Origin of the sequence: Mycobacterium paragordonae (assembly GCF_003614435.1) — a bacterium.
GTDB lineage: Bacteria > Actinomycetota > Actinomycetes > Mycobacteriales > Mycobacteriaceae > Mycobacterium > Mycobacterium paragordonae.
The window spans coordinates 3682319-3702927 of sequence record NZ_CP025546.1; the positions used below are offsets into that span (position 1 = coordinate 3682319).

Here is a 20609-nt window from a genome sequence, read left to right on the forward strand (position 1 = left end):
TCAGGTACCCACCCACTCGCTCGCCAAGCGGCGTTCACTCAGCCGTCACGCCGGAGTCCTGATCGTGGTTGCCGAACCATTTCAGAGCCTCGAGGGCCACCGCGACCCGAACGGTGGTGCGTTCCAAGGGCCGCGGCAACAGTCGTTGTGCGGCATCGAGTCGGCTCAACAAGGTGTTGCGATGAATGTAAAGCTGTTGAGCCGCACGGGCGGCGTTGCATTGCTCATTGATGTAGGTGAGCAGGGTGTCGCGCAACACGGAGCCGGCCGAGGCGAAGGCCCCGAGCGTGTGATTGATGAAATCGCTTGCCTGCTCCTGCTTTTGCGTGAGCAGCGCGACCATCTGAATGTCTTCGAAAAAAGCGACCTGCTGTCGTGCCCGCAATCGCACCATCATGTGTTGCGCGGTGAGGGCCTGTTCGTAGCTGTCGCGGAAACCGTCGACGCCGCGCGCGCTGGCTCCAATCGCGATGCGCAACTTGGGCGCGTCCTCGAGCACCCGACGGATCTGCTCACTGTCGATTTCGGCAATGTCCTTGAGCCACAACCAACGGGCCGCTTCACTGGCGATCACGGTGAAGGGTTGGGGGCATCCGACGGCGTGACCCAGGGCGGCGACTGTCCGGTCCAGCAGTCGATTGTCACCGTCGGCCTCGTCGCACCACAGGATGGCCGCGGTGTGAGATCCATTGAGCGCGTAGCCAAGTCGCGCTTCCGCGCGTTTGTGGTTCATCGACTCGCCATCGAGGATGAATTCGACGATCTTGCGTCGTTCGACGATTGCTCCCTGAGCCAGTTCGTTGTGCTCCAGTTTCATCTGCCTGGTGATCGCGGCCAACGTGACGTCGACGAAATCACCGGCCGAGCGCGTGACCACATTGAGTAGCTCGCGGAGTTCGTGAGGATCGGACGTCAGGTCGAACACGATGTCCATCCACCGTTGCAAAGCGACGTTCTGGCCGATGCGATAGACGTCCAGCGCCGACGCGCCGAGGCCGCGGCGCACCAGAATGCGGGCCATGCGCAGCGGCTCAGGCCCCAGGTATGGCGACACGACGCCACCCGGGTCACGCAGGTGGCTGGTGGCGAAGTGCACCAGGCTCGCACGGTTGGAAGAACTGACCGCCGCGGCCAAGGTGGGATCCCCGGCGATCGCGGGGCTGCTGGCCACGGTGGCCCGGTCCAGTTCGTCCAGCCATTCCGGGGAGGGATTGAGAGCGATCCAGGCTCCTTGGCGGATCAGCTCACGGACTTGGGGCGACAATTTGCTATCCACGAAAAACCATTCGGTCGTAGGCGCAGTTTGTACTTTCATCGAGTTCTCTCGGTGAGGTGGGGGGAGTTCCGGATCGACAGGCGTTGGTCCTTGACCGGCCTCTCCAAAGGCTACATCAGCGTATCGTATACAGTCAAGCATCTTATACTCTTGTGTATTAAATGACTGCCAACAGGGCTTTTCCGGCCCCGGAGCCGCCCTGCCGGGTCTAAAGTTCCAATCCATGCGTCGCACGTGGACCTGGACATTCGACCTGCCACCCGATCGACTCTGGCCGGTACTGGCCGACACCAACCGGTTCAACGAGGCCCTGGGCCTGCCGCCCTACACGCTCGACGAGACACCGCAAGCCAATGGGACGGTTTTGCGCCGGGGGCGGGGTAAGGCCGCCGGTTTCGCACTGGAATGGGAAGAGAAGCCGTACGAGTGGGTCGTCGGCCGGCACTTTCGCCAGTCCCGGGTGTTCAGCCGGGGGCCGTTCCGTCGCTTCGGCCCGGTCTTCGAAATCGAGCCGGACGACCAGGGCGGCTCGCGCGTCTCCTACATCTTGGAATGGGAGCCGCTGAACATGGCGGGTCGCCTGTTCGGCGCCCGGCTTGCGGCGCAGGCGGGAGAGAACGTGCGGCGGCGCGTCCTGGAAGCGGTTGCCTTCGTCCAGGCCGACCGACAACCCGGGCGCCCGACACCCTTCGTGATTCCGGAGCCGATACTGCCCCAGGGCGCCCGCGAGCGAGCCACCGCGATGGCGCGTCAAATCGACCGCAGCCCCTACGGCAACGGACTCGGCGACCGCCTCGCCAACCAAGTGCTGAACGCCATGGCGGCCGATCTCCACCGGGTGCGGCCCAAGGTCCTGGCGAACGAGCTGGGAGAGCCGCCGCGCGCCGTGACCGAGGCGTGTTTCACCGCAGTCCAGGCCGGTTTGCTCGCCATGAAATGGGATCTGTTGTGCCCCAACTGTCGTGGAGCCAAGGTCAGTGTCTCGTCGCTGGCCGACCTACCCCACGGCGCGCACTGTCCATCGTGCAACATCGACTACGACCGCGAATTCGAACGCAACGTGGAGCTGACGTTCACGCCCTCACCGACGGTGCGTCCCCTGCGCGAAGGCGACTTCTGCCTGTCCGGGCCGATGAGCACCGAGCATGTGGCGGTGCAGGTTCTGCTGAGCCCGGGGGAGCGGCGCACGGTCGACGTCGACCTGCCTGCCGGCCCCTACCGCCTGCGCACCTTGCACCCCGGCGCCGTCGTCGACGTCGAACACACGGCCGGCGCCTTTCCCAGCGTGCGCATCACGGCCTCCGGCGTGGAATTGCTCCCGGCGCCGGCAAACGACGAGCCGGGAAAGGTGACGTTCGTCAACGACGCCGGCTTCGAACTGGCGGCGTTGATCGAGGAACGAACGTGGACCCGTCAGGCTCTGACCGCACCGGAAGTGATTTCCCTGCAAGCGTTTCGCGATATGTTCGCCGAGGCGACGCTGCGGCCCGGTGACGACGCGGGCATCAGCCAGGTCGCGCTGTTGTTCACCGATCTCCGGGGTTCGACTGAGCTCTACGAACGGGTCGGCGATTCCACCGCCTACAACTTGGTGCGCGAGCACTTCACCTTGCTTGCTGAGGTCGTGCGCGACCATGGCGGCGCGGTCGTCAAGACGATCGGCGACGCGGTGATGGCGTCGTTCGACGATCCCGCGCAAGCGGTGCGCGCCGCTCTGGCGATGCAGGCCCGGATCGCCTCATCGGCGCGCGGCACCGAGCATCTGGTGTTGAAAGTGGGCGTCCACGCCGGACCCAGCGTCGTAGTGACGCTGAACGACCGCCTCGACTATTTCGGCTCGACCGTGAATATGGCTGCGCGCCTGCAAGGTCAGAGCGCCGGTGCGGACATCGTGCTGTCTGAGGCCATCGCGTCCGACCCGGCGGTACGCGAGATATTGGCCGGCGTGCCCCAACGTCGGGAAAAGGTCACGCTCAAAGGCTTCGCGGAACCGGTCGGTTTCCTCCGATTGGTGAGTTTGGGATCTCCCCGAGAAGGGGAAGACCGGGATTGAATCGGCTCGCGTGATACGAGGTGTGCAATGTGGACGACCATCTGTCGGCTGATATCCGTTGCCGCCATGGTGTTGGCACCCATGGCGGTCGTGACGATCGCGACCCCCGCGATCAGTTCGGCGCAGTGCGCCGACGGCGAATGGTGGGATCCGACCGGTAAAGTGTGCCGCCCCTTGGGTGTTGGGCCGCAGCCACTGGACTGTGAGGCGGGTCAGTGGTGGGATCCGACGGCCAACGTATGTCGCCCCTTGGGTGTCGGCCCACAGCCGCTCAACTGCCAGAACGGTGAGTGGTGGGACCCGGCCGCCAATGTGTGCCGCCCGCCGTTGGTACCCGCCGGGTGACCCACCGCCCTTACTTGAGGCTCTGGCTAGGCGGAAAACCGCCCGTGGCCACCGGCCCCCACCGGCGCGCAGTCACGCGCAGCAGGCACTTGTTCTGGTCTCGCATCGCGCGGCGGTAGTCGTCCCAGTCCGGATGCTCGCCCGCGATCGCCCGGTAGTAGTCGACGAGAGGCTCCACTGCGTCCGGCCCGTCGATCACCTCGGCGTCGCCATCGAGCTGCACGTAGGGTCCGTTGAACTCGTCGGAGATCACGACCACGCTCGCTCTGCCCGTCTTCCGGATGTTGGCGCTCTTGGCACGCTGGGGATAACTCGCGATCACCACCCTGCCTTCCGCGTCGACTCCACCGGTTACCGGCGAACTCTGCAGCGAGCCGTCGGCACGAAAGGTGGTCAATATCATCCGGTGTCGGGGGCGGATGAAATCCAGCAACTCGGCAAAGCCCACTACGTCCGCTGTCGCAATTTTCGGCGCCATGAGACCAACCTAACCCGGTTGGGGCGACCACTACTCTGGCCCGAGTGGCCGATCCGACCGTCAGCGAGTTGCGCAGACGTCTCGACGAGCTGACGATCCGGGACGCCACACGCCTGCGCAGGCGCCTGCAGAATCTGCGCGGCGGCGCCAAGGCCGACAAGATCCGGCAACTCGCCGAGCAGGTCGCCTCCGCGGAATCGCTGGTGGCCACCCGGCAGGCCGCCGTGCCCACCATCGGCTACCCCGACCTCCCGATCACCGAGCGACGCCAGGAGATCAGCGAGGCGGTGCTGGCGCATCAGGTGGTCATCGTTGCCGGTGAAACCGGCTCCGGTAAAACCACCCAGCTACCCAAGATCTGCCTCGACATCGGCCGGGGCGTGCGCGGCACCATCGGCCATACCCAGCCTCGTCGGCTGGCCGCTCGGACCGTCGCGCAGCGCATCGCCGACGAACTGCACAGCCCGCTCGGTGACGTCGTCGGCTACACCGTCCGGTTCACCGACCAGGTCAGCGACCGCACCCTGATCAAGCTGATGACCGACGGCATTCTGCTTGCCGAGATCCAGCGCGACCGCCGGCTGCTGCGGTACGACACACTCATCCTCGACGAAGCTCACGAGCGCAGCCTCAACATCGACTTTCTACTCGGATACCTGCGCGAGTTGCTGCCCCGCCGCCCCGACCTGAAGGTGATCGTCACCTCGGCGACCATCGAACCGCAGCGCTTCGCGGCACATTTCGCCGGAGCACCGATCGTCGAGGTTTCCGGGCGGACGTATTCGGTCGAGATCCGCTACCGGCCGCTGGAGATGCCCATTTCGCACAGCGCACAGGAAGATCCCGACGACCCGGACGACGAAATCATCCGCACCGAAACCCGCGATGAGATCGAGGCGATAGCGGACGCCATCACAGAACTGGAATCAGAGCCACCTGGCGACGTCCTGGTCTTCCTGTCGGGCGAGCGCGAAATCCGAGACACCGCAGAGGCATTGGCGGGCCTGAAACATACCGAAGTACTTCCGCTCTATGCCCGCCTGCCGACGGCTGAGCAGCAGAAAGTGTTCGCACCGCACACCGGGCGGCGGGTCGTGCTGGCGACCAATGTCGCCGAAACGTCGTTGACCGTGCCTGGAATCCGCTACGTCGTCGACCCGGGCAACGCCCGGATATCCCGGTACAGCCGCCGATTGAAAGTCCAGCGACTACCCATCGAACCTATCTCACAGGCCTCCGCCGCGCAGCGCGCCGGCCGGTGCGGAAGGGTCGCGCCGGGGGTGTGTATCCGCCTGTACTCCGAGGAGGACTTCGAAAACCGTTCGCGCTACACCGAACCGGAGATACTGCGAACCAACCTTGCCTCGGTCATCCTGCAAATGGCGGCTCTGCAACTCGGGGATATCGAGCAGTTCCCCTTTCTGGACCCGCCGGACCGGCGCAGCATCCGCGACGGGGTGCAGTTGCTGCAGGAGCTCGGCGCTTTCGACCAGCAGGGCATGATCACCGACCTGGGCCGTCGACTGGCACGGTTGCCTATCGACCCCCGGCTGGGCCGGATGATTCTGCAGGCCGACACGGAGGGGTGCGTGCGCGAAATCCTGGTGCTGGCAGCGGCACTGACGATCCCCGATCCCCGGGAACGGCCCGTCGACCGCGAGGAAGCTGCCCGCCAGAGCCACGCCCGCTTCGCCGACGATCACTCCGATTTCATTGCTTACCTCAACCTCTGGCGATATCTGCGGGAACAGCGGAAAGAATTGTCCGGCAGCGCTTTTCGCCGGATGTGCCGCAAGGAGTTTCTGCACTATCTGCGCATCCGCGAGTGGCAGGACCTGGTTGGGCAACTGCGCAGCATCGCCCGCGACCTGGGCGTCGTGGAGTCCGACGAACCGGCCGATCCGGCCCAGGTGCACGCCGCACTGCTCGCCGGGTTGCTGTCGCACGTGGGTATGCGCCGTGAGGACACCCGCGAGTATCTGGGCGCACGCAACGCGCGATTTGTGCTCGCGCCCGGCTCGGTGCTCACCAAACGTCCGCCGCAGTGGGTCGTCGCGGCCGAATTGGTGGAGACGAGCCGCCTGTATGGCCGGACCGCCGCGCGTATTCAGCCCGAGATCGTCGAGCGAGTCGCAGGCGAGCTCGTGCAGCGCACGTACAGCGAGCCACACTGGGACGCAAAGCGCGGAGAAGTGCTGGCCTTCGAGCGGGTAACCCTCTACGGCCTGCCGCTGGTCGCGCGCCGGCGGGTCGGTTACGCCGCGGTCGAACCGGCGGTGGCGCGGGAGTTGTTCATCCGGCACGCACTCGTGGAAGGCGACTGGCACACTCGCCACCACTTCTTTCGCGACAACGCGCGGCTTCGCATGGAACTCGAGGAGCTGGAGGAGCGGGCGCGCCGCCGCGACCTGCTCGTCGGTGACGAAGAAATTTTCGCGCTGTATGACGCCCGCATTCCCGCAGACGTCGTATCTGCCCGGCACTTTGACGGGTGGTGGAAGAAACAGCGGCACCGGACTCCGGACCTGTTGACCTTCGGTCGTGATGATCTGTTGCGGACCGAGGAAACGGCCGCCGACGAAGACCGCCCGGACACCTGGAGGACGGGCGATGCGGCGCTCGCGTTGTCGTACCGGTTCGAACCGGGCGCCGTTGACGACGGTGTCACCGTGCATGTCCCGATCGACGTGTTGGCCCGCCTGGGGGGCGACGAATTCGCCTGGCAGGTACCGGCTCTGCGCGAGGAATTGGTGACCGCCCTCATCCGCTCGCTACCAAAAGACCTGCGGCGCAACTTTGTTCCCGCGCCCGACACCGCCCGGGCGGTGCTGGCCGGCATCAACCCGGCCGGCGAACCGTTGCTCACCGCGTTACAGCGCGAATTGCGCAGGCGCACAGGCGTGGTGGTGCCCGTGGAGGCCTTCGACCTGGAGAAGCTCCCGGCGCACCTGCGGGTGACATTCGCCGTCGAGTCCGCGGACGGCGCCGAAGTCGCGCGGGGAAAGGATCTGCGTGTGCTGCAGGAGCGACTCGCGGCGCCGGCGCGTCAAGCCGTCGCTCACGTGGTCGCCGCCGAGTTGGAACGAGCCGGATTGCGTTCTTGGCCAGAGGAGATGGCAGAACTGCCCCGGCTCGTCGAGCGCGTTGTCGACGGTCGATCCATTCGAGGTTTTCCGGCGTTCGTCGACGCGGGCGCTGCCGTAGACCTGCGCGTGTTCACCAGCGCTGTCGAGCAGCAGACCGCGATGGGTCCCGGTCTACGCCGGCTGGTCCGGCTCGGTGTGCCGTCGCCGATCAAATCGGTTGAACGCCAGATTGATCCACGGACCCGGCTGATTCTTGGGACCAACCCGGACGGCTCGCTCTCGGCACTCCTCAACGACTGTGCTGACGCGGCCACGGATGCCCTGACACCGCAGCCGGTGTGGACGCGCGATGCGTTCACCGCGCTGCGGGAACGGGTCGCGGCCAACCTGGCGCCTACCACCCTCGACATCGTGGGCCGCACCGCCAAAGCCTTGTCAGCCGCGCAACAAGTCCAACTACGGCTGCCCAACGACCCGCCGGCGGCGCAGGCCGAGGCGATCTCCGATGTGCGCAGACAACTCGATCGACTCCTTCCTGCTGGCTTCGTCACCACCACCGGCGCCGCGCATCTTGAAGACCTGGCCCGCTACCTGACGGCAATCGAGCGCCGGCTGGAAAAGCTGCCGCAGGCAACACAGGGCGACCGGGAGCGGATGCAGCGGGTGCATGGCGTGCAGGAAGCGTTCGATCGGCTGCTGCATACGCTGCCTACCAGTCGGGTGGCTGCGACAGAGATCCGCGACATCGGCCGCCAGATCGAAGAACTGCGGGTAAGCCTGTGGGCGCAGCAACTCGGTACCCCACGTCCGGTGAGCGAACAGCGCATCTATCGGGCAATTGACGCTGCCCAGGAGCGATCCTGAAAGCGGCTGCAGCACCGACGATGCGGTAGCGCGCCTGAGCCGAGCCAATTTCCAAGCCGGTTCACCGCAATGCTTCGTCACCAACCGCGTGCCGACACGTGCAGATCGCGCCGCACGATGGAAGTATCGCGAGAGTGGCCACCAAGAAACCGCAGACCATCTCGTATCCGGCGCCCGAGGCGCGTCCGCATCGTCACGACAATGCCCCGCTGGAACCGCACGTCATTGTGTTGTTCGGCGCGACAGGGGATCTGGCTAAACGTAAATTGATCCCCGGGCTTGCGCATCTGGACCAGTCTGACCTCGCCCCTAACATTCAGATCATCGCGACGTCGCTCGAAGATCTGACCGACGACGAATTCTGCGAGATCGCCAAGAACGCGATCGACGAGTTCGGCGCCCACAAGCTGACAACCGAACAGTGGGACGAATTCGCCAAGATACTCACCTATGTCCCGCAAGACTCCGGGGCGGAGGCACTCGCCGAGGCCGTCGCGAAAGCCGAGGAAACCCTTGGCGACAACGTGCGGCGACTGCATTACCTGTCGGTTCCCCCCAAAGCCGCGCGCGACGTCATCGACATGCTGCGCGAAGCCGACCTCGTCGACCGCTCGCGAGTGGTGATGGAAAAACCGTTCGGCACCGACTTCGACAGCGCGGTCGCACTCAATGACTTTGTGCACGAAACCTTCGACGAATCACAGATTTTCCGCATCGACCACTTTCTGGGCAAAGAGGCAGCGCAGAATATCCTGGCCTTTCGCTTCGCCAACGGGCTGTTCGAGCCGATCTGGAATCGCAACTTCATCGACCACATTCAGATCGACATTCCCGAAACACTCGGACTCGACCAGCGGGCGAACTTCTATGAAAACACCGGCGCCTTCCGGGACATGGTCGTCACCCATCTGCTTCAGGTGATGGCGTTCGTCGTGATGGAACCGCCCACGGCGCTGGAACCCCGCGCGATCAGCGAAGAGAAGAACAAGGTCTTTCGATCGATGCTGCCGATCAAGACGTCGAACGTGGTGCGCGGCCAGTACAGCGGATACCACCAAGAAGACGGTGTCTCAAAGGATTCCGACACCGAAACTTTCATTGCACTCAAGGTGGGGGTCGACAATTGGCGTTGGGCCGGGGTGCCGATCTATCTACGCACCGGCAAGAAGATGGCCGAGGGGATTCGCATCATCTCGATCGCGTTCAAAGAGGCGCCACGAACCATGTTCCCGCCCGGGTCTGGAGTGGGAACACAGGGCCCCGATCACCTCACCTTCGACCTGGCCGACAACTCGAAAGTGTCGCTGTCCTTCTACGGAAAGCGGCCGGGCCCGGGAATGAAACTCGACAAGCTGTCCATGCAGTTTTCCACGCAGGAGATCGACTCCGCCGCAGATGTGTTGGAGGCGTACGAGCGGCTCATCCTGGACGCGATGCGCGGCGACCACACTCTCTTCACGACTGCTGAGGGCATTGAATCCCTGTGGGAGAGATCGCAGGATCTGCTCGACGACCCGCCGCCGGCCAAGCTCTACCAGCCCGGCACCTGGGGCCCCAACGCCATTCACCAGTTGATCGCGCCCAACGCGTGGCGATTGCCATTCGAACGGGAGTGGCGGGAACGCAGGAGCGAGCCGTAGGCAGGCCCGGGCCGGTTCAGTCGGGGATGTAGTCGAACTTGTCCGGATGCGGCCCGGTGCGGCCGTTCTCGCCCTGATCCAGCGCGCTGATCGATGCGACATGCTGATCGGAGAGCTCGAAATCGAAGAGCTCGAAGTTAGACCTCACCCGTTCGGCGGAAACCGACTTCGGGAAGACGATGTCACCGCGTTGGATGTGCCAGCGCAACACCACCTGCGCCGGCGTCTTGCCCAGCGCCTTCGCGATGCCGGTGATGACCTCGTCGTCGAGGACCTTGCCCTGAGCGATCGGAGACCATGCCTCGGTGGCGATGTGGTGCGCCCTGCCGTATGCCCGCACCTCGTCGTTGGCGAAATACGGGTGCACCTCGATCTGATTGACCGCAGGCACGGTCTGCGCGCCGTCTGCGAGCCGATCCAGATGGGCCGGTTGGAAATTCGATACGCCGATGCTGCGAGCACGTCCGTCGGCCGCGAATTCCTCGAGCGTCTTCCAGGTGGAGAGGAAGTCACCGTCGTACAGCGTCGGCAACGGCCAGTGGATGAGAAAGAGGTCCACGTAGTCTGATCCGAGTGCGGACAGCGTCGCATCGAATGCCGTGCGCGCGTCGTCCGGCCGGTGAAAACCGTTGTTGAGTTTGCTGGTGATGAACACCTCGCCGCGGTCCAGACCGGCGTCTCGAATGCCCTGGCCGACTTCCTTCTCATTGCCGTACATCTCGGCGGTATCGATGTGCCGATAGCCCACCTCGAGTGCGGCGCGCACGGCCGCGGCCGTTTGATCTGGCTCGATCTGGAAGACGCCGAACCCCAACTGCGGGATCGAGTTCCCGTCGTTGAGCGTGATTGACGGGACAGTGCTCATGCTCCAGCCTCCTGGTCTGTCGGGGGATCGCTGGAGGGGATGCCCACTTCTGGCCCGAACCCAACACCGGGGTTCGGGCGGGTCAGCTCAATTCGGCGCTGATGTAGCTGACGGTGTCACGGAACTTGGCGAGAATCTCGTTGTCCGGCAGCGCAAAGCCGTATTGGGCGTACAACTGTTCGGTGGGGTAGCGGGTCACTGTCCAGCCGGTGGCAGTGAGGTACTCGGCGGCTTGCCGGCGGTCACCCAGCCACACCAGTTCGGCGACGTCGATGTCCAGTCCGTGCTTGCGCCAGCCGGCGCGCATGTTGCGGGCGCGCTCATCGGTGAAGACACTCATGTCGCTGATGTTTTCCGTTGCCAGCCGGCTGCCGGGCGCGCTGAGTGCGGTGACGTTGTCCAGCAGCCGGTCCTGAGCATCCGGAGGAAGGTAGGGGAGGAGACCTTCAGCGATCCATGCGGTCGGTTCGGATGTGTCGAACATGTTGTCCCGCAACGCTTTCGGCCAGTCCTCCCGGAGGTCGATGCCGACCGGGCGACGCTCGACGGCGGGTTCTTCGCCAATCTGGGCCAGAGTCAGGCTCTTGAAGGTGATGACCTCGGGTTGATCGACCTCGAAGACCACCGTGCTCTCCGGCCACGACAGACGGTAGGCCCGCGCATCGAGTCCGGCGGCCAGGATCACCGCTTGGCGGATGCCGTCGTTGGTGGCAGTGGTCAAGAAGTCGTCGAAGAACCGCGTGCGCACCGCCATCTGCTCACGCCGTTGCTGGTAGGTCATCGGAAGGTCGGGATCTTCTGGAATCTCACCGTCCAGCATGCGGGTGAAGAACGGATGCCCGACGGCGCGTACCAGCGGTTCGGCGAACCGATCGTTCAGCAGCGGACCCGGTTCCCGGGAGGCCAATGCCCGGGCGGCCGCCACCATGGTGGCGGTGGCTCCGACGCTGGAGGCAAGGTCCCAACTGTCCCCATCGGCGCGCGCCGAACCAAACGATGACATCCGCTGCTCCCGTCCCCGGCCGGCCGTGTCGATACCTGCTCAGCGTAACTGCGGTGCGCCGGCCAGGCAGTCCACGGGCGGTGTCGGATGAAATGATGGACGCACCATGGCACCAACACTGCGCCCACGTCGATCCGCGCTGTACCTACCTGGCAACAAAAGCAGGGCACTGGAGAAGGGGCGCACGCTTCCGGCGGACGTGTTGATCTTCGACCTCGAGGATGCCGTCGGCCCCGATACGAAGGCCGAGTCGAGGACCACAGTCTGTGAGGCTGTTTCGTCCGGCGGCTACCGGCCCCGCGAAGTGGTCATTCGTATCAACGGCTTGGACACCGATTGGCACGACGACGACCTGGCTGCCGTGGCGCGTACGAACGCCGACGGGGTTCTGGTGCCGAAAGTCGAGACAGGCCAACAGGTTCAGGATTTGGTCGGCGCGTTGGGCGACCTGGGGGCGCCGGAATCGTTGCAGTTGTGGGTGATGGTCGAGACACCCAGGGCTTTCCTGCGCATCGAGGAGATCGCGTCGGCGAGCGAGCGCCTGGCCGCCCTGGTAGTCGGCACCAACGATCTGGTGAACGAGTTGCACGGCCTGCATGTACCGGGGCGGGCTCCCGTGGTGCCGGCGTTGTCGCTCGCGGTTCTGGGTGCCCGTGCCGCGGGAAAGGTCGTGCTGGACGGGGTGTTCAACGACATCACCGACGAGGACGGCTTCGCAGCAGAATGTCGACAGGGACGGGAGATGGGCTTCGATGGCAAGACCCTCATTCACCCGTCGCAGATCACCCCGGCCAATGACGCGTTCGGCCCGTCGGAGAAGGAACTGGCGCACGCCCGCAAAGTCGTGTCGGCTTATGAAGAGGCGCGGGCCGCGGGGCGCAGCGTTATCACGGTTGACGGTCGCATGATCGAAAACCTGCACGTGCGCGACGCCCAGCGGATCCTTACTCTGGCCGATCTCATCTCCGATCTCGAAGGTGCTGTCAACGGCTGATGTGCAGCGGGCCGATGCCGATCAGGTGATCACCGGTCAAACCGATGCCCAGGTTGTAGTTGCCGGTGTTGAACAGACCCTGGTTGAAGTTGCCCTCGTTACCGATGCCGAACAACTGCAACGGACCCAACGGCAAACCAGAATTGCCGATGCCCTGATTGACCAGACCCAGGTTCAACCGCCCGGTGTTCCACGCACCCACATTCTCCGAGCCGGTGTTGCTCAGCCCGACATTATTGATGCCGTCATTGGCGATCCCGAACCCACCGAAGGTGCTGATCGGATCGGTCGGGGTGAAATGCGGACTCACATTGCCGAACCCCAGGTTCAGCGTCCCGGTGTTGAGCACCCCGATATTGCCCTCACCCACATTGGCGTAGCCATAATTCGGCAACGCCGCCGCAGCCGCGGCCGGCAGGGCGCTGCTGCTGATGTGCAGCGGCCCGATGCCGATCAGGTGATCACCGGTCAAGCCGATGCCCAGGTTGTAGTTGCCGGTGTTGAGCAGACCCTGGTTGAAGTTGCCCTCGTTACCGATGCCGAACAACTGCAACGGACCCAACGGCAAACCACTATTGCCGATGCCCTGATTGACCAGACCCAGGTTCAACCGCCCGGTGTTCCACGCACCCACATTCTCCGAGCCGGTGTTGCTCAGCCCGACATTGTTGATGCCGTCATTGGCGATCCCGAACCCACCGAAGGTGCTGATCGGATCGGTCGGGGTGAAATGCGGACTCACATTGCCGAACCCCAGGTTCAGCGTCCCGGTGTTGAGCACCCCGATATTGCCCTCACCCACATTGGCGTAGCCATAGTTTGGCAACGCCGCCGCAGCCACCGCCGGCAGCGCGCTGCTGCTGATGTGCAACGGCCCGATCCCGATCAGGTGATCACCGGTCAAACCGATGCCCAGGTTGTAGTTGCCGGTGTTGAACAGGCCCTGGTTGAAGTTGCCCTGGTTACCCACCCCAAGCAGGCCCAACAACGGCGCAGGCAGACCACTGTTTCCGACCCCCACGTTGCCGATGCCCACGTTCTGTAAACCGTGGTTTGCGATACCGAAGGAGCCGAAGGTGGTCAGCGGATCGGCCGGGGTGAAGTGTGGGCTGACGTTACCGATCCCGATATTCACACTGCCGGTATTGAACGCGCCGACGTTGTCCAGCCCGTTGTTGCCGATCCCCACACCCCCGAACAGAGTGATTGGATCGGTCGGAGTGAAGGTCGGGCTCATATTGTTAAACCCGAAGTTCAAAGTGCCTGTGTTGAAGAACCCGAAGTTGCCCTCACCGACATTGCCGTACCCGTAGTTCGGCAACGCCGCCGCAGCCGCGGCCGGCAGCGCGCTGCTGCTGATGTGCAACGGCCCGATCCCGATCAGGTGATCACCGGTCAAACCGATGCCCCGGTTGTAGTTGCCGGTGTTGAGCAGGCCCTGGTTGAAGTTGCCCTCGTTACCGATGCCGAACAACTGCAACGGACCCAACGGCAAACCACTATTACCGATGCCCTGATTGACCAGACCCAGGTTCAACCGCCCGGTGTTCCACGCACCCACATTCTCCGAGCCGGTGTTGCTCAGCCCGACATTGTTGATGCCGTTGTTCGCGATCCCGAACCCACCGAAGGTGCTGATCGGATCGGTCGGGGTGAAATGCGGACTGACATTGCCGAACCCCAGGTTCAGCGTCCCGGTGTTGAGCACCCCGATATTGCCCTCACCCACATTGGCGTAGCCATAGTTCGGCAACGCCGCCGCAGCCGCGGCCGATAACAACCCACCGGTCCTGGGTAGGTGCAGTGGGCCGATGCCCATCAGGTGATCGCCAGTCAAACCGATGCCCAGGTTGTAGTTGCCGGTGTTGAGCAGACCCTGGTTGAAGTTGCCCTCGTTACCGATACCGAACAACTGCAACGGACCCAACGGCAAACCACTATTGCCGATGCCCTGATTGACCAGACCCAGGTTCAACCGCCCGGTGTTCCACGCACCCACGTTCTCTGAGCCGGTGTTGCTCAGCCCGACATTGTTGATGCCGTTGTTCGCGATCCCGAACCCACCGAAGGTGCTGATCGGATCGGTCGGGGTGAAATGCGGACTGACATTGCCGAACCCCAGGTTCAGCGTCCCGGTGTTGAGCACCCCGATATTGCCCTCACCGACATTGCCGTAACCGAAGCTGGGCAACGCCGCCGCGGCCGGCGACACCAACCGCGCCACTGCCGCCGCTGCTTCAGCGTGGTAGCCGACCATCGCTGCGACATCCTGCGCCCACATCTCCTCATAGAGGCCTTCGACCGCGGCGATCGCCGGGGCGTTCTGCCCGAAGATGTTGGACAGCACCAGATTTACGAAGCCGGAACGATTGGCGGCTACTGCCGCCGGGTGCACCGTCGCCGCCAGGGCAGCTTCGAAAGCGCCCGCCACCGCCTGTGCCTGTGCCGCGGTGCCTGACGCTTGCTCCGCGGCGGTGCTCAGCCACCCCGCGTAGGGGACAGCGGTTGCCAGCATCGCCTGCGCCGCCGGGCCCTGCCAGGCGTCGGCCGCCAACGCCGAGGTGAGCGACGAAAACGACTCTGCGGCGGCGTCGAGTTCCGAGGCCAGTGCACTCCAAGCGGCCCCCGCCTCCAGCATCGGTGTGGAACCGGCGCCGGTGAACATCCGCCATGAATTGACCTCGGGGGGCAACACCGAAAAGTTCATCTACCTGTGCCTTTCTCGCCACTGCCGGCCAGTTTGCGAGGCCGATTTCGCTTGTGATGCGCGAATCTATCCGATGGCGAAACGCTTTACATGCTTTTTCGTATGCGATTTACCAATACATACGATCTGCTCACGTAGCCGTAAGGTTTCTCTCAGGCGCGTTCAGGTTCCTCTCAGATACCGGTGCCAGATTCCGGTGGCAAGGACGTAGCCTTGGGCCGATGACGGAGTCCGTTGTCGTCAAGGTCAAGCCCGGTAGCCGCAAAGGACCTCTGGTCGAAGTCGGCGCAGACGGGCAACTGACCATCTATGTCCGGGAACAGGCGGTCGACGGCAAGGCCAACGACGCGGTCACGCGAGTTTTGGCCAATTACTTTGACGTGCCACGGAACCGAATCGAGCTGGTCTCGGGAGCGACGTCGCGGCTGAAGCGATTCCGCATCACCCGGTAGCTCAGTCGGCCGGTAGGCCGCGCGCCCTCTTCGCCGCGTACATGTGCTCGTCGGCCAGTCGCAGCAGATCGTCTTCACCTGCGGCAATCCCCGCGCTGAACCCCACCGGCCCGCCGCGATCGGCCCAGTAACGCCGAAGCCGGTCGACGACCTGTTCGGCTTCCGAGCGATCGGCACCGATCAGCATGAGCAGGAATTCGTCGCCGCCGATCCGAAAGACGATGTCTTCCTTGCGGACCGACCAGCGCAGCGCATCGGCGAAGGCGACCAGAAGTTCGTCACCGGCCTCATGCCCGTGGTCGTCGTTGTAGCGCTTGAATCGATCGAGGTCGAGGAGCACCACAGCGGATTCGCTGGCGTGCAACGACAGCCGCGGCCCGAGCGTGCTCCGGTCGAGTAGCTGGGTCAGGGCATCGGTCTGTGCGATTTTCTTCAGCAACTCGCTCTGGGCTTCGAGCCGCGCGATGAGCCAAGCCGGCACCTCAGCGACCAGCACCCACATGACCGCGGTCAACACCACTTTCGGCAGGTCAGCCGGAAGCTGCTTGGACCCGCCGATCACGAAGGCCACCACGCCCAGCGGAACGACCGCAAGCGAACACCAGCGCGTGCAGGTAAGGCCGATAAAAGCGAAGGCAATGGTGATCGTCCCGGGGAAGTCACGGGTGGCGTGCGGATCGATCACCCCAGCGACGACCGTGACGATCAGCGACGCCACCGACCACCCGATGAGCAACCTGCGTCGTTCCTGCCGACCGAGCAACCAGCCGACCAGCAGGGCGAGACATCCCGCAGCGGCTGCACCGGCGAGTATCCAACGCAGCCGCGTTCCAGCGCCTGCGGCGTAGATGGCGAGCATGGCGAGGTATCCCGCCAGACCGATGAGGTGCCAACGCCCCGCTGAGGGCTGAGGGTTCACCTGCCAGGGCACCTGCCAAGGATAAGTGCGATGACGGCGCCCTACCCGGCTATGCCTTGCCGCTCCGTTCGATCCATTGGGACAGGGCGTCCTCCGTCGCCGCCGGCACTCCGACACCGGCAGCTTCGGCAGCCTGCTCGAACCGCTCGAGCAAGTCGGCCGACACGGACACGTTCAATCTCGAATGCGAAGGTTTGGCCTTGGCGGGCGGAGCGGCCGCCACGTGCTGGGCCGCGGTCGACTCCATGGTTTCCCGTAAGGCCGGCATCTCTTTTAGCAGGCGGGCGAGGTCGTCGCGGTCGATACGCAGCACCTCGGACGCTCCAATGGTGGTGACGGTTGCGGACCGCAATTGTCCACGGCGAAGCACGGATTCGCCGATCACTTCACCCGGGCCAACCACAGCAACCCGGTCCGCACCGACGTATACCCCGGCCTCACCGCTGAGCAGAATGAAGCAGGCGTCCGACGGCGTCTTCTCGCGGATCAAAGGCCAGGGCTGAGACTGCGACGTGTGGCGCGCGGAGCGTACGAGGCGCTCCAGATCAGCGTCGGAGAACTTCTCGAATGTATTGAATTCGCGTAACCGCCGAACATCTCGCTCGATGTCGCGCTGCAGTTCCTCGTCCTCTTCCTTTTCCTTCATTGCCGGCTCCTGATCGACGGTGACCATGACGTGGTGGAGCCTAACGCGATTTCGGCGCAATTCCGCCAAAGAATTTGGGGAAAAATGGTCGAGAATGGAGAATCAGCGGATGACGGCCTGAGCCGGCTTCTGACCCGTGGCACCATATAATCGAGTTCGTTTGTGGCAGATGGCTTTTCACCTATTGGTTCAACCGAGGCAGGGAGGCATGTGACGCGGTCACCGAGTGCAGCGGTGATTCTCGCGGTTGACGTCGGCAAGACATCGTGCCGCGCCGCGGTGAACGGTCGCAGGGCCGTCGGGCCGGGTGCTCCCGGGCTTGCGTCGCCCGGCGGGGCGCGCGCCGCCGAGTCCGCGATCCTGGCGGTCGCTCGCGAACTCGCTCCGGCCGACGAGGTGATAGTGGGTGCCGCCGGGGCGCTGACGGCACCAGATACCGTGCGCGCGTTGGGGTTTGCGCTGCTGGATTCGATGCCGGTAAAGCGCGTCACGGTCACCAGCGACGCCGTGCTCGCGCACGCCGGTGCGCTGGACGGGAAGCCGGGCGGCGTGCTGGTCGTCGGCACCGGTGTCGTGGCACTCGCCATCGGCGCCGACGGCACGCTCCGCACGGCTGACGGCTGGGGTCCGTGGCTGGGCGACGAGGGCGGTGGAGCGTGGATCGGCGCGGCGGGCCTGAGGGCCGCGCTCCGCGCCAGCGACGGTCGCGGTCCGGCTACTACCTTGCTGGAAGCCGCCGTCGTGCGGTTCGGCGCACCGCGGTCCTGGCCCGCGCACTTCACCGACGCCGCCACGCTGGGTTCCTTCGCGCCGGATGTTCTTGCTGCGCAGGACGACACCGTCGCGCGCGCGATTGTCAGGGCCGCCGCCGAGGCGCTCGCCGCAACCGCCCGTGCCCTGGGCGACGGGCCGCTGGCGATGGTAGGGGGACTTGCCGGGTTCGACTCATTGCGTGACGGACTCGATCTCCAACCGGCTGCCGGCGACGCGCTCGACGGAGCATTACGGCTTGGACAGATCCACGAACCGCATCTGGTCCGCCTGCGTACGCCCACCGTCCGGCACACGCTCGACGCACTCAGCACCGAGGCCGCCCGACCTGGCCTGGACGACCTCGACACGCGGCCCATCGGCGAGCTCGTCGCTCTGCTCGTCCGTGCCGAGGGCGAGGCCCACGGGGCGGTCGAAGCCGCAGTCCCGCAGATCGCCGTGGCAGCTGAGCTGATCACCGCACGGTTGGCGAGTGGCGGCCGCTTGATCTACGCCGGCGCGGGGACGCCCGGGCGGCTCGGCGTACTGGACGCAGCCGAATGCGGACCGACGTTCGGAACCAACCTCGTGCGCGGCGTAATTGCCGGCGGGCCAACGGCTTTGACCGACGCGATCGAAGGCGCCGAGGACCACTTCGATCCGGTCGATCTGGCCGATCTGACCGCCGCCGACGCGCTTGTCGGCATCACGGCGTCCGGCCGCACCCCGTATGTGCTGGGGGCGCTCGAGTACGCGCGGTCGCTGGGGGCACTAACCGTCGCGGTCGTCAACAATCCGGGCGCCGAAGCGGCCGCCGACCTGATGATCGAAGTGCTGACCGGCCCTGAGGTGCTGGCCGGCTCCACGCGGCTGACCGCTGGAACGGCGCAGAAGGTGGTCCTCAACGCGCTGTCGACGAGCGTGATGATCGCTCTTGGCAAGGCATACGGGCCACGGATGGTCGATGTACGCGTGACCAACGAGAAGGTGCGACGCCGTGCGGTGCGGATGGTCCGCGACACGGCCGGGGTCGACGAGGGCATCGCGGCCGCGGCCCTGGACGCCGCGGGAGGCCACGCCAAGACCGCAATCGTCGCGCTGCTGGCAGGGGTCGACGCTGCTGAGGCCGCCAGCCGACTGGACCGGGCCAGTGGCCGTCTGCGCGAAGCGCTCCGGGATTGAGGTGAGGCTGGATAGAGTTACCGCCGTGAAGAAGCTCGCACTTGCATTCCTGGCCACGGCCACCGCTACCGCTTTGCAGTTGGCGGTCGCGCCCTCGGCCAGCGCGAACATTTGTCCGGCCGCCGAAAACGGGGCGTCGGTCAACCTCGCCGACTGCCCGATCGGCAGCATCGCTGCGGCGGACGCGCTGGATGAGGCGCGACAGCGTTGGCAAGGCCGGCCGCCTTGCTACACCCGCGAGGGCGTGCCGTACTACACGCCCGGCGACGCGCCCTGCGCCTGACTCGTCCGCGCCCTCCCGATCAAACCCTGTACCCAGCTGAAACTTCGGCGCACAATTGGGGTGTCCGTTTGATCTGGGGAGCCGCGATGAGCGAGCAACTTAACGACTTTTTCGGCGAGATCTTCCGCCGGTACTTCATCCCCGCCATCGACACGTATCCACGGAAGGGACGCGCCCTCGTCGGTAAGTTGCTGGCCCTCACCGACGACGTCCCGGACCGGCTGGCGCAGAGCCGACACGCCGCGATCGCGTGGGGGAGGGCCGAGACCCCTGGCGCCAGAATCACCTCGGAGCTGTTCGTGACGACCCAACACGGACTGATGTACGCGGCCCGGCTCACCGAGTCGCGACGGGCGCTGTACTACCTGGCGACACCGCACGGGCTGTTCGATCCGTTCGTCGAGCAAGTCGACACAGCCGAACTGCCCTCAGAAACAACCGTTTTGGTGGACAACCGGATGGAGCGCGACCTCGCGTCGGCTCACCCGATGGACGCCGCGTTGCGCCGAATCCTCGACGAGCACCTGGCGCTGCGGGTGGATCTGCCGGTCTAGCTCGAGGCGCTGAGGATCTTGATGGCGAAGATGAGGGTGTCGCCCGGCCGGATCCCGGCGCTGGGCTGACCATCGGGGTAGCCATCCGCCGACGTCATCGCGACGGCGACCGTAGAGCCGACCTTCTGGCCCGCGATGGCCTTCTGGAAGCCGGGCACGACCCCGGTGAGCGGGAAGTCAACCGGGGCGCCGCGCTCGTAGGTCGTGTCGAACACCGACCCGTCGCGCCCGTTGACGCCCATGTAGCAGACGGAAACCCGGGCGGTGTTGGAGACCACCGGACCGTCTCCCGCCCGCAGCGTGTGAACCTGAGTCTGCGCAACGCTGAACGGCGCCGTCACCGTGACGCGTGGAGCGGTCGCATCGGTGGACCCGGTGACGGCGACGCTGCCGGTGGTGCCGGCCAGCGTCCACTCGGGTGTGCCGCCGTTTTGCGGAGCGACCGTCGGGCAGGCGCCGGCGACCGTCGGTGTGGCGGGCGCGGAGGGACGGGTGTACAGGTCGGAGATTGA

Annotated in this window: 16 protein-coding genes and 2 pseudogenes; 10 read left to right on the forward strand and 8 right to left on the reverse strand. The window is 65.1% G+C overall.

Annotation, left to right across the window (positions count from 1 at the left end):
- Positions 1-34: 34 nt before the first annotated feature.
- On the reverse strand, positions 35-1501 hold the full coding sequence (locus C0J29_RS16775) for an Rv1453 family transcriptional regulator (protein ID WP_120793004.1): 1467 nt from the start codon (positions 1499-1501) through the stop codon (positions 35-37).
- Between C0J29_RS16775 and C0J29_RS16780 the strand changes: the two genes are divergently transcribed.
- Together C0J29_RS16780 and C0J29_RS16785 are read left to right on the forward strand one after the other, a co-directional pair.
- Positions 1500-3329, forward strand: a complete 1830-nt coding sequence (locus C0J29_RS16780; protein WP_120793005.1) for an adenylate/guanylate cyclase domain-containing protein — start codon at positions 1500-1502, stop codon at positions 3327-3329. The two genes, C0J29_RS16775 and C0J29_RS16780, sit on opposite strands and share 2 nt — an antisense overlap.
- A 27-nt stretch (positions 3330-3356) precedes the next feature.
- Positions 3357-3674, forward strand: a complete 318-nt coding sequence (locus C0J29_RS16785) for a hypothetical protein (RefSeq protein ID WP_065048681.1) — start codon at positions 3357-3359, stop codon at positions 3672-3674.
- Positions 3675-3684: 10 nt separating this feature from the next.
- Here the strand turns inward: C0J29_RS16785 and C0J29_RS16790 are convergent, their stop codons facing one another.
- A complete protein-coding gene (locus C0J29_RS16790; protein WP_120793006.1) occupies positions 3685-4152 on the reverse strand; it encodes a PPOX class F420-dependent oxidoreductase in 468 nt (155 codons plus the stop codon).
- A gap of 35 nt (positions 4153-4187) precedes the next feature.
- On the opposite strand from C0J29_RS16790, the gene hrpA reads away from it, so the two are divergent.
- Both hrpA and zwf read left to right on the forward strand, forming a co-directional pair.
- Positions 4188-8102, forward strand: coding sequence for an ATP-dependent RNA helicase HrpA (gene hrpA, locus C0J29_RS16795; RefSeq protein ID WP_371872492.1), 3915 nt, complete (start codon positions 4188-4190; stop codon positions 8100-8102).
- A 134-nt stretch (positions 8103-8236) separates the two neighbouring features.
- On the forward strand, positions 8237-9742 hold the full coding sequence (gene zwf / locus C0J29_RS16800; protein WP_120794778.1) for a glucose-6-phosphate dehydrogenase: 1506 nt from the start codon (positions 8237-8239) through the stop codon (positions 9740-9742).
- Between the two features lie 16 nt (positions 9743-9758).
- Here the strand turns inward: zwf and C0J29_RS16805 are convergent, their stop codons facing one another.
- Both C0J29_RS16805 and C0J29_RS16810 read right to left on the reverse strand, forming a co-directional pair.
- Positions 9759-10607 carry an aldo/keto reductase gene (locus C0J29_RS16805; protein ID WP_120793008.1) on the reverse strand — a complete coding sequence of 283 codons (849 nt, stop codon included), beginning with the start codon at positions 10605-10607 and terminating at the stop codon, positions 9759-9761.
- A gap of 82 nt (positions 10608-10689) precedes the next feature.
- On the reverse strand, positions 10690-11610 hold the full coding sequence (locus C0J29_RS16810; RefSeq protein WP_120793009.1) for a class I SAM-dependent methyltransferase: 921 nt from the start codon (positions 11608-11610) through the stop codon (positions 10690-10692).
- A 106-nt stretch (positions 11611-11716) separates the two neighbouring features.
- Between C0J29_RS16810 and C0J29_RS16815 the strand changes: the two genes are divergently transcribed.
- Complete coding sequence (locus C0J29_RS16815) at positions 11717-12604, forward strand: HpcH/HpaI aldolase/citrate lyase family protein (protein WP_120793010.1); 888 nt, start codon at positions 11717-11719, stop codon at positions 12602-12604.
- Between the two features lie 2170 nt (positions 12605-14774).
- Here the strand turns inward: C0J29_RS16815 and C0J29_RS34965 are convergent.
- Positions 14775-15311, reverse strand: a pseudogene (locus tag C0J29_RS34965) (PPE family protein); the annotation flags it as partial.
- A gap of 221 nt (positions 15312-15532) precedes the next feature.
- On the opposite strand from C0J29_RS34965, the gene C0J29_RS16825 reads away from it, so the two are divergent.
- Positions 15533-15763: a DUF167 domain-containing protein gene (locus C0J29_RS16825; RefSeq protein ID WP_065045644.1), complete on the forward strand. Its 231-nt coding sequence runs from the start codon at positions 15533-15535 to the stop codon at positions 15761-15763.
- 1 nt (position 15764) lies between these two features.
- On the opposite strand, the gene C0J29_RS16830 is transcribed toward C0J29_RS16825, so the two are convergent.
- Together C0J29_RS16830 and C0J29_RS16835 are read right to left on the reverse strand one after the other, a co-directional pair.
- A complete protein-coding gene (locus tag C0J29_RS16830; RefSeq protein ID WP_120793012.1) occupies positions 15765-16694 on the reverse strand; it encodes a GGDEF domain-containing protein in 930 nt (309 codons plus the stop codon).
- Between the two features lie 37 nt (positions 16695-16731).
- Positions 16732-17355 (reverse strand): Crp/Fnr family transcriptional regulator, encoded by a 624-nt coding sequence (locus tag C0J29_RS16835; RefSeq protein ID WP_242460454.1) that lies wholly within the window; start codon positions 17353-17355, stop codon positions 16732-16734.
- Between the two features lie 207 nt (positions 17356-17562).
- Between C0J29_RS16835 and C0J29_RS34785 the strand changes: the two are divergent.
- The 4 genes and pseudogenes from C0J29_RS34785 to C0J29_RS16850 all read left to right on the forward strand — a co-directional run.
- A pseudogene (locus C0J29_RS34785) lies at positions 17563-18252 on the forward strand (BadF/BadG/BcrA/BcrD ATPase family protein); the annotation flags it as partial.
- A 117-nt stretch (positions 18253-18369) separates the two neighbouring features.
- Entirely contained in the window at positions 18370-19260 is an 891-nt protein-coding gene (gene murQ / locus C0J29_RS34790; protein ID WP_371872493.1) for an N-acetylmuramic acid 6-phosphate etherase, read from the forward strand.
- 25 nt (positions 19261-19285) lie between these two features.
- Entirely contained in the window at positions 19286-19543 is a 258-nt protein-coding gene (locus tag C0J29_RS16845; protein WP_065045646.1) for a hypothetical protein, read from the forward strand.
- Between the two features lie 86 nt (positions 19544-19629).
- The gene (locus C0J29_RS16850) at positions 19630-20097 is read left to right on the forward strand and encodes a glucose-6-phosphate dehydrogenase (protein WP_065161572.1); all 468 of its coding nucleotides are present in this window, start codon (positions 19630-19632) and stop codon (positions 20095-20097) included.
- Here C0J29_RS16850 and C0J29_RS16855 read toward each other — a convergent pair.
- Positions 20094-20606: an FKBP-type peptidyl-prolyl cis-trans isomerase gene (locus C0J29_RS16855; RefSeq protein ID WP_065045662.1), complete on the reverse strand. Its 513-nt coding sequence runs from the start codon at positions 20604-20606 to the stop codon at positions 20094-20096. The two genes, C0J29_RS16850 and C0J29_RS16855, sit on opposite strands and share 4 nt — an antisense overlap.
- Positions 20607-20609: the final 3 nt, after the last annotated feature.

Coding starts and splice junctions, on each gene's coding strand:
- C0J29_RS16810 (WP_120793009.1), bottom strand. CDS start 11,610: ATGTCATCGTTTGGTTCGGCGCGCGCCGATGGGGACAGTTGGGACCTT.
- C0J29_RS16780 (WP_120793005.1), top strand. CDS start 1,500: ATGCGTCGCACGTGGACCTGGACATTCGACCTGCCACCCGATCGACTC.
- C0J29_RS16850 (WP_065161572.1), top strand. CDS start 19,630: ATGAGCGAGCAACTTAACGACTTTTTCGGCGAGATCTTCCGCCGGTAC.
- C0J29_RS16835 (WP_242460454.1), bottom strand. CDS start 17,355: ATGGTCACCGTCGATCAGGAGCCGGCAATGAAGGAAAAGGAAGAGGAC.
- C0J29_RS16790 (WP_120793006.1), bottom strand. CDS start 4,152: ATGGCGCCGAAAATTGCGACAGCGGACGTAGTGGGCTTTGCCGAGTTG.
- C0J29_RS16815 (WP_120793010.1), top strand. CDS start 11,717: ATGGCACCAACACTGCGCCCACGTCGATCCGCGCTGTACCTACCTGGC.
- C0J29_RS16775 (WP_120793004.1), bottom strand. CDS start 1,501: ATGGATTGGAACTTTAGACCCGGCAGGGCGGCTCCGGGGCCGGAAAAG.
- C0J29_RS16825 (WP_065045644.1), top strand. CDS start 15,533: ATGACGGAGTCCGTTGTCGTCAAGGTCAAGCCCGGTAGCCGCAAAGGA.
- C0J29_RS16805 (WP_120793008.1), bottom strand. CDS start 10,607: ATGAGCACTGTCCCGTCAATCACGCTCAACGACGGGAACTCGATCCCG.
- C0J29_RS16785 (WP_065048681.1), top strand. CDS start 3,357: ATGTGGACGACCATCTGTCGGCTGATATCCGTTGCCGCCATGGTGTTG.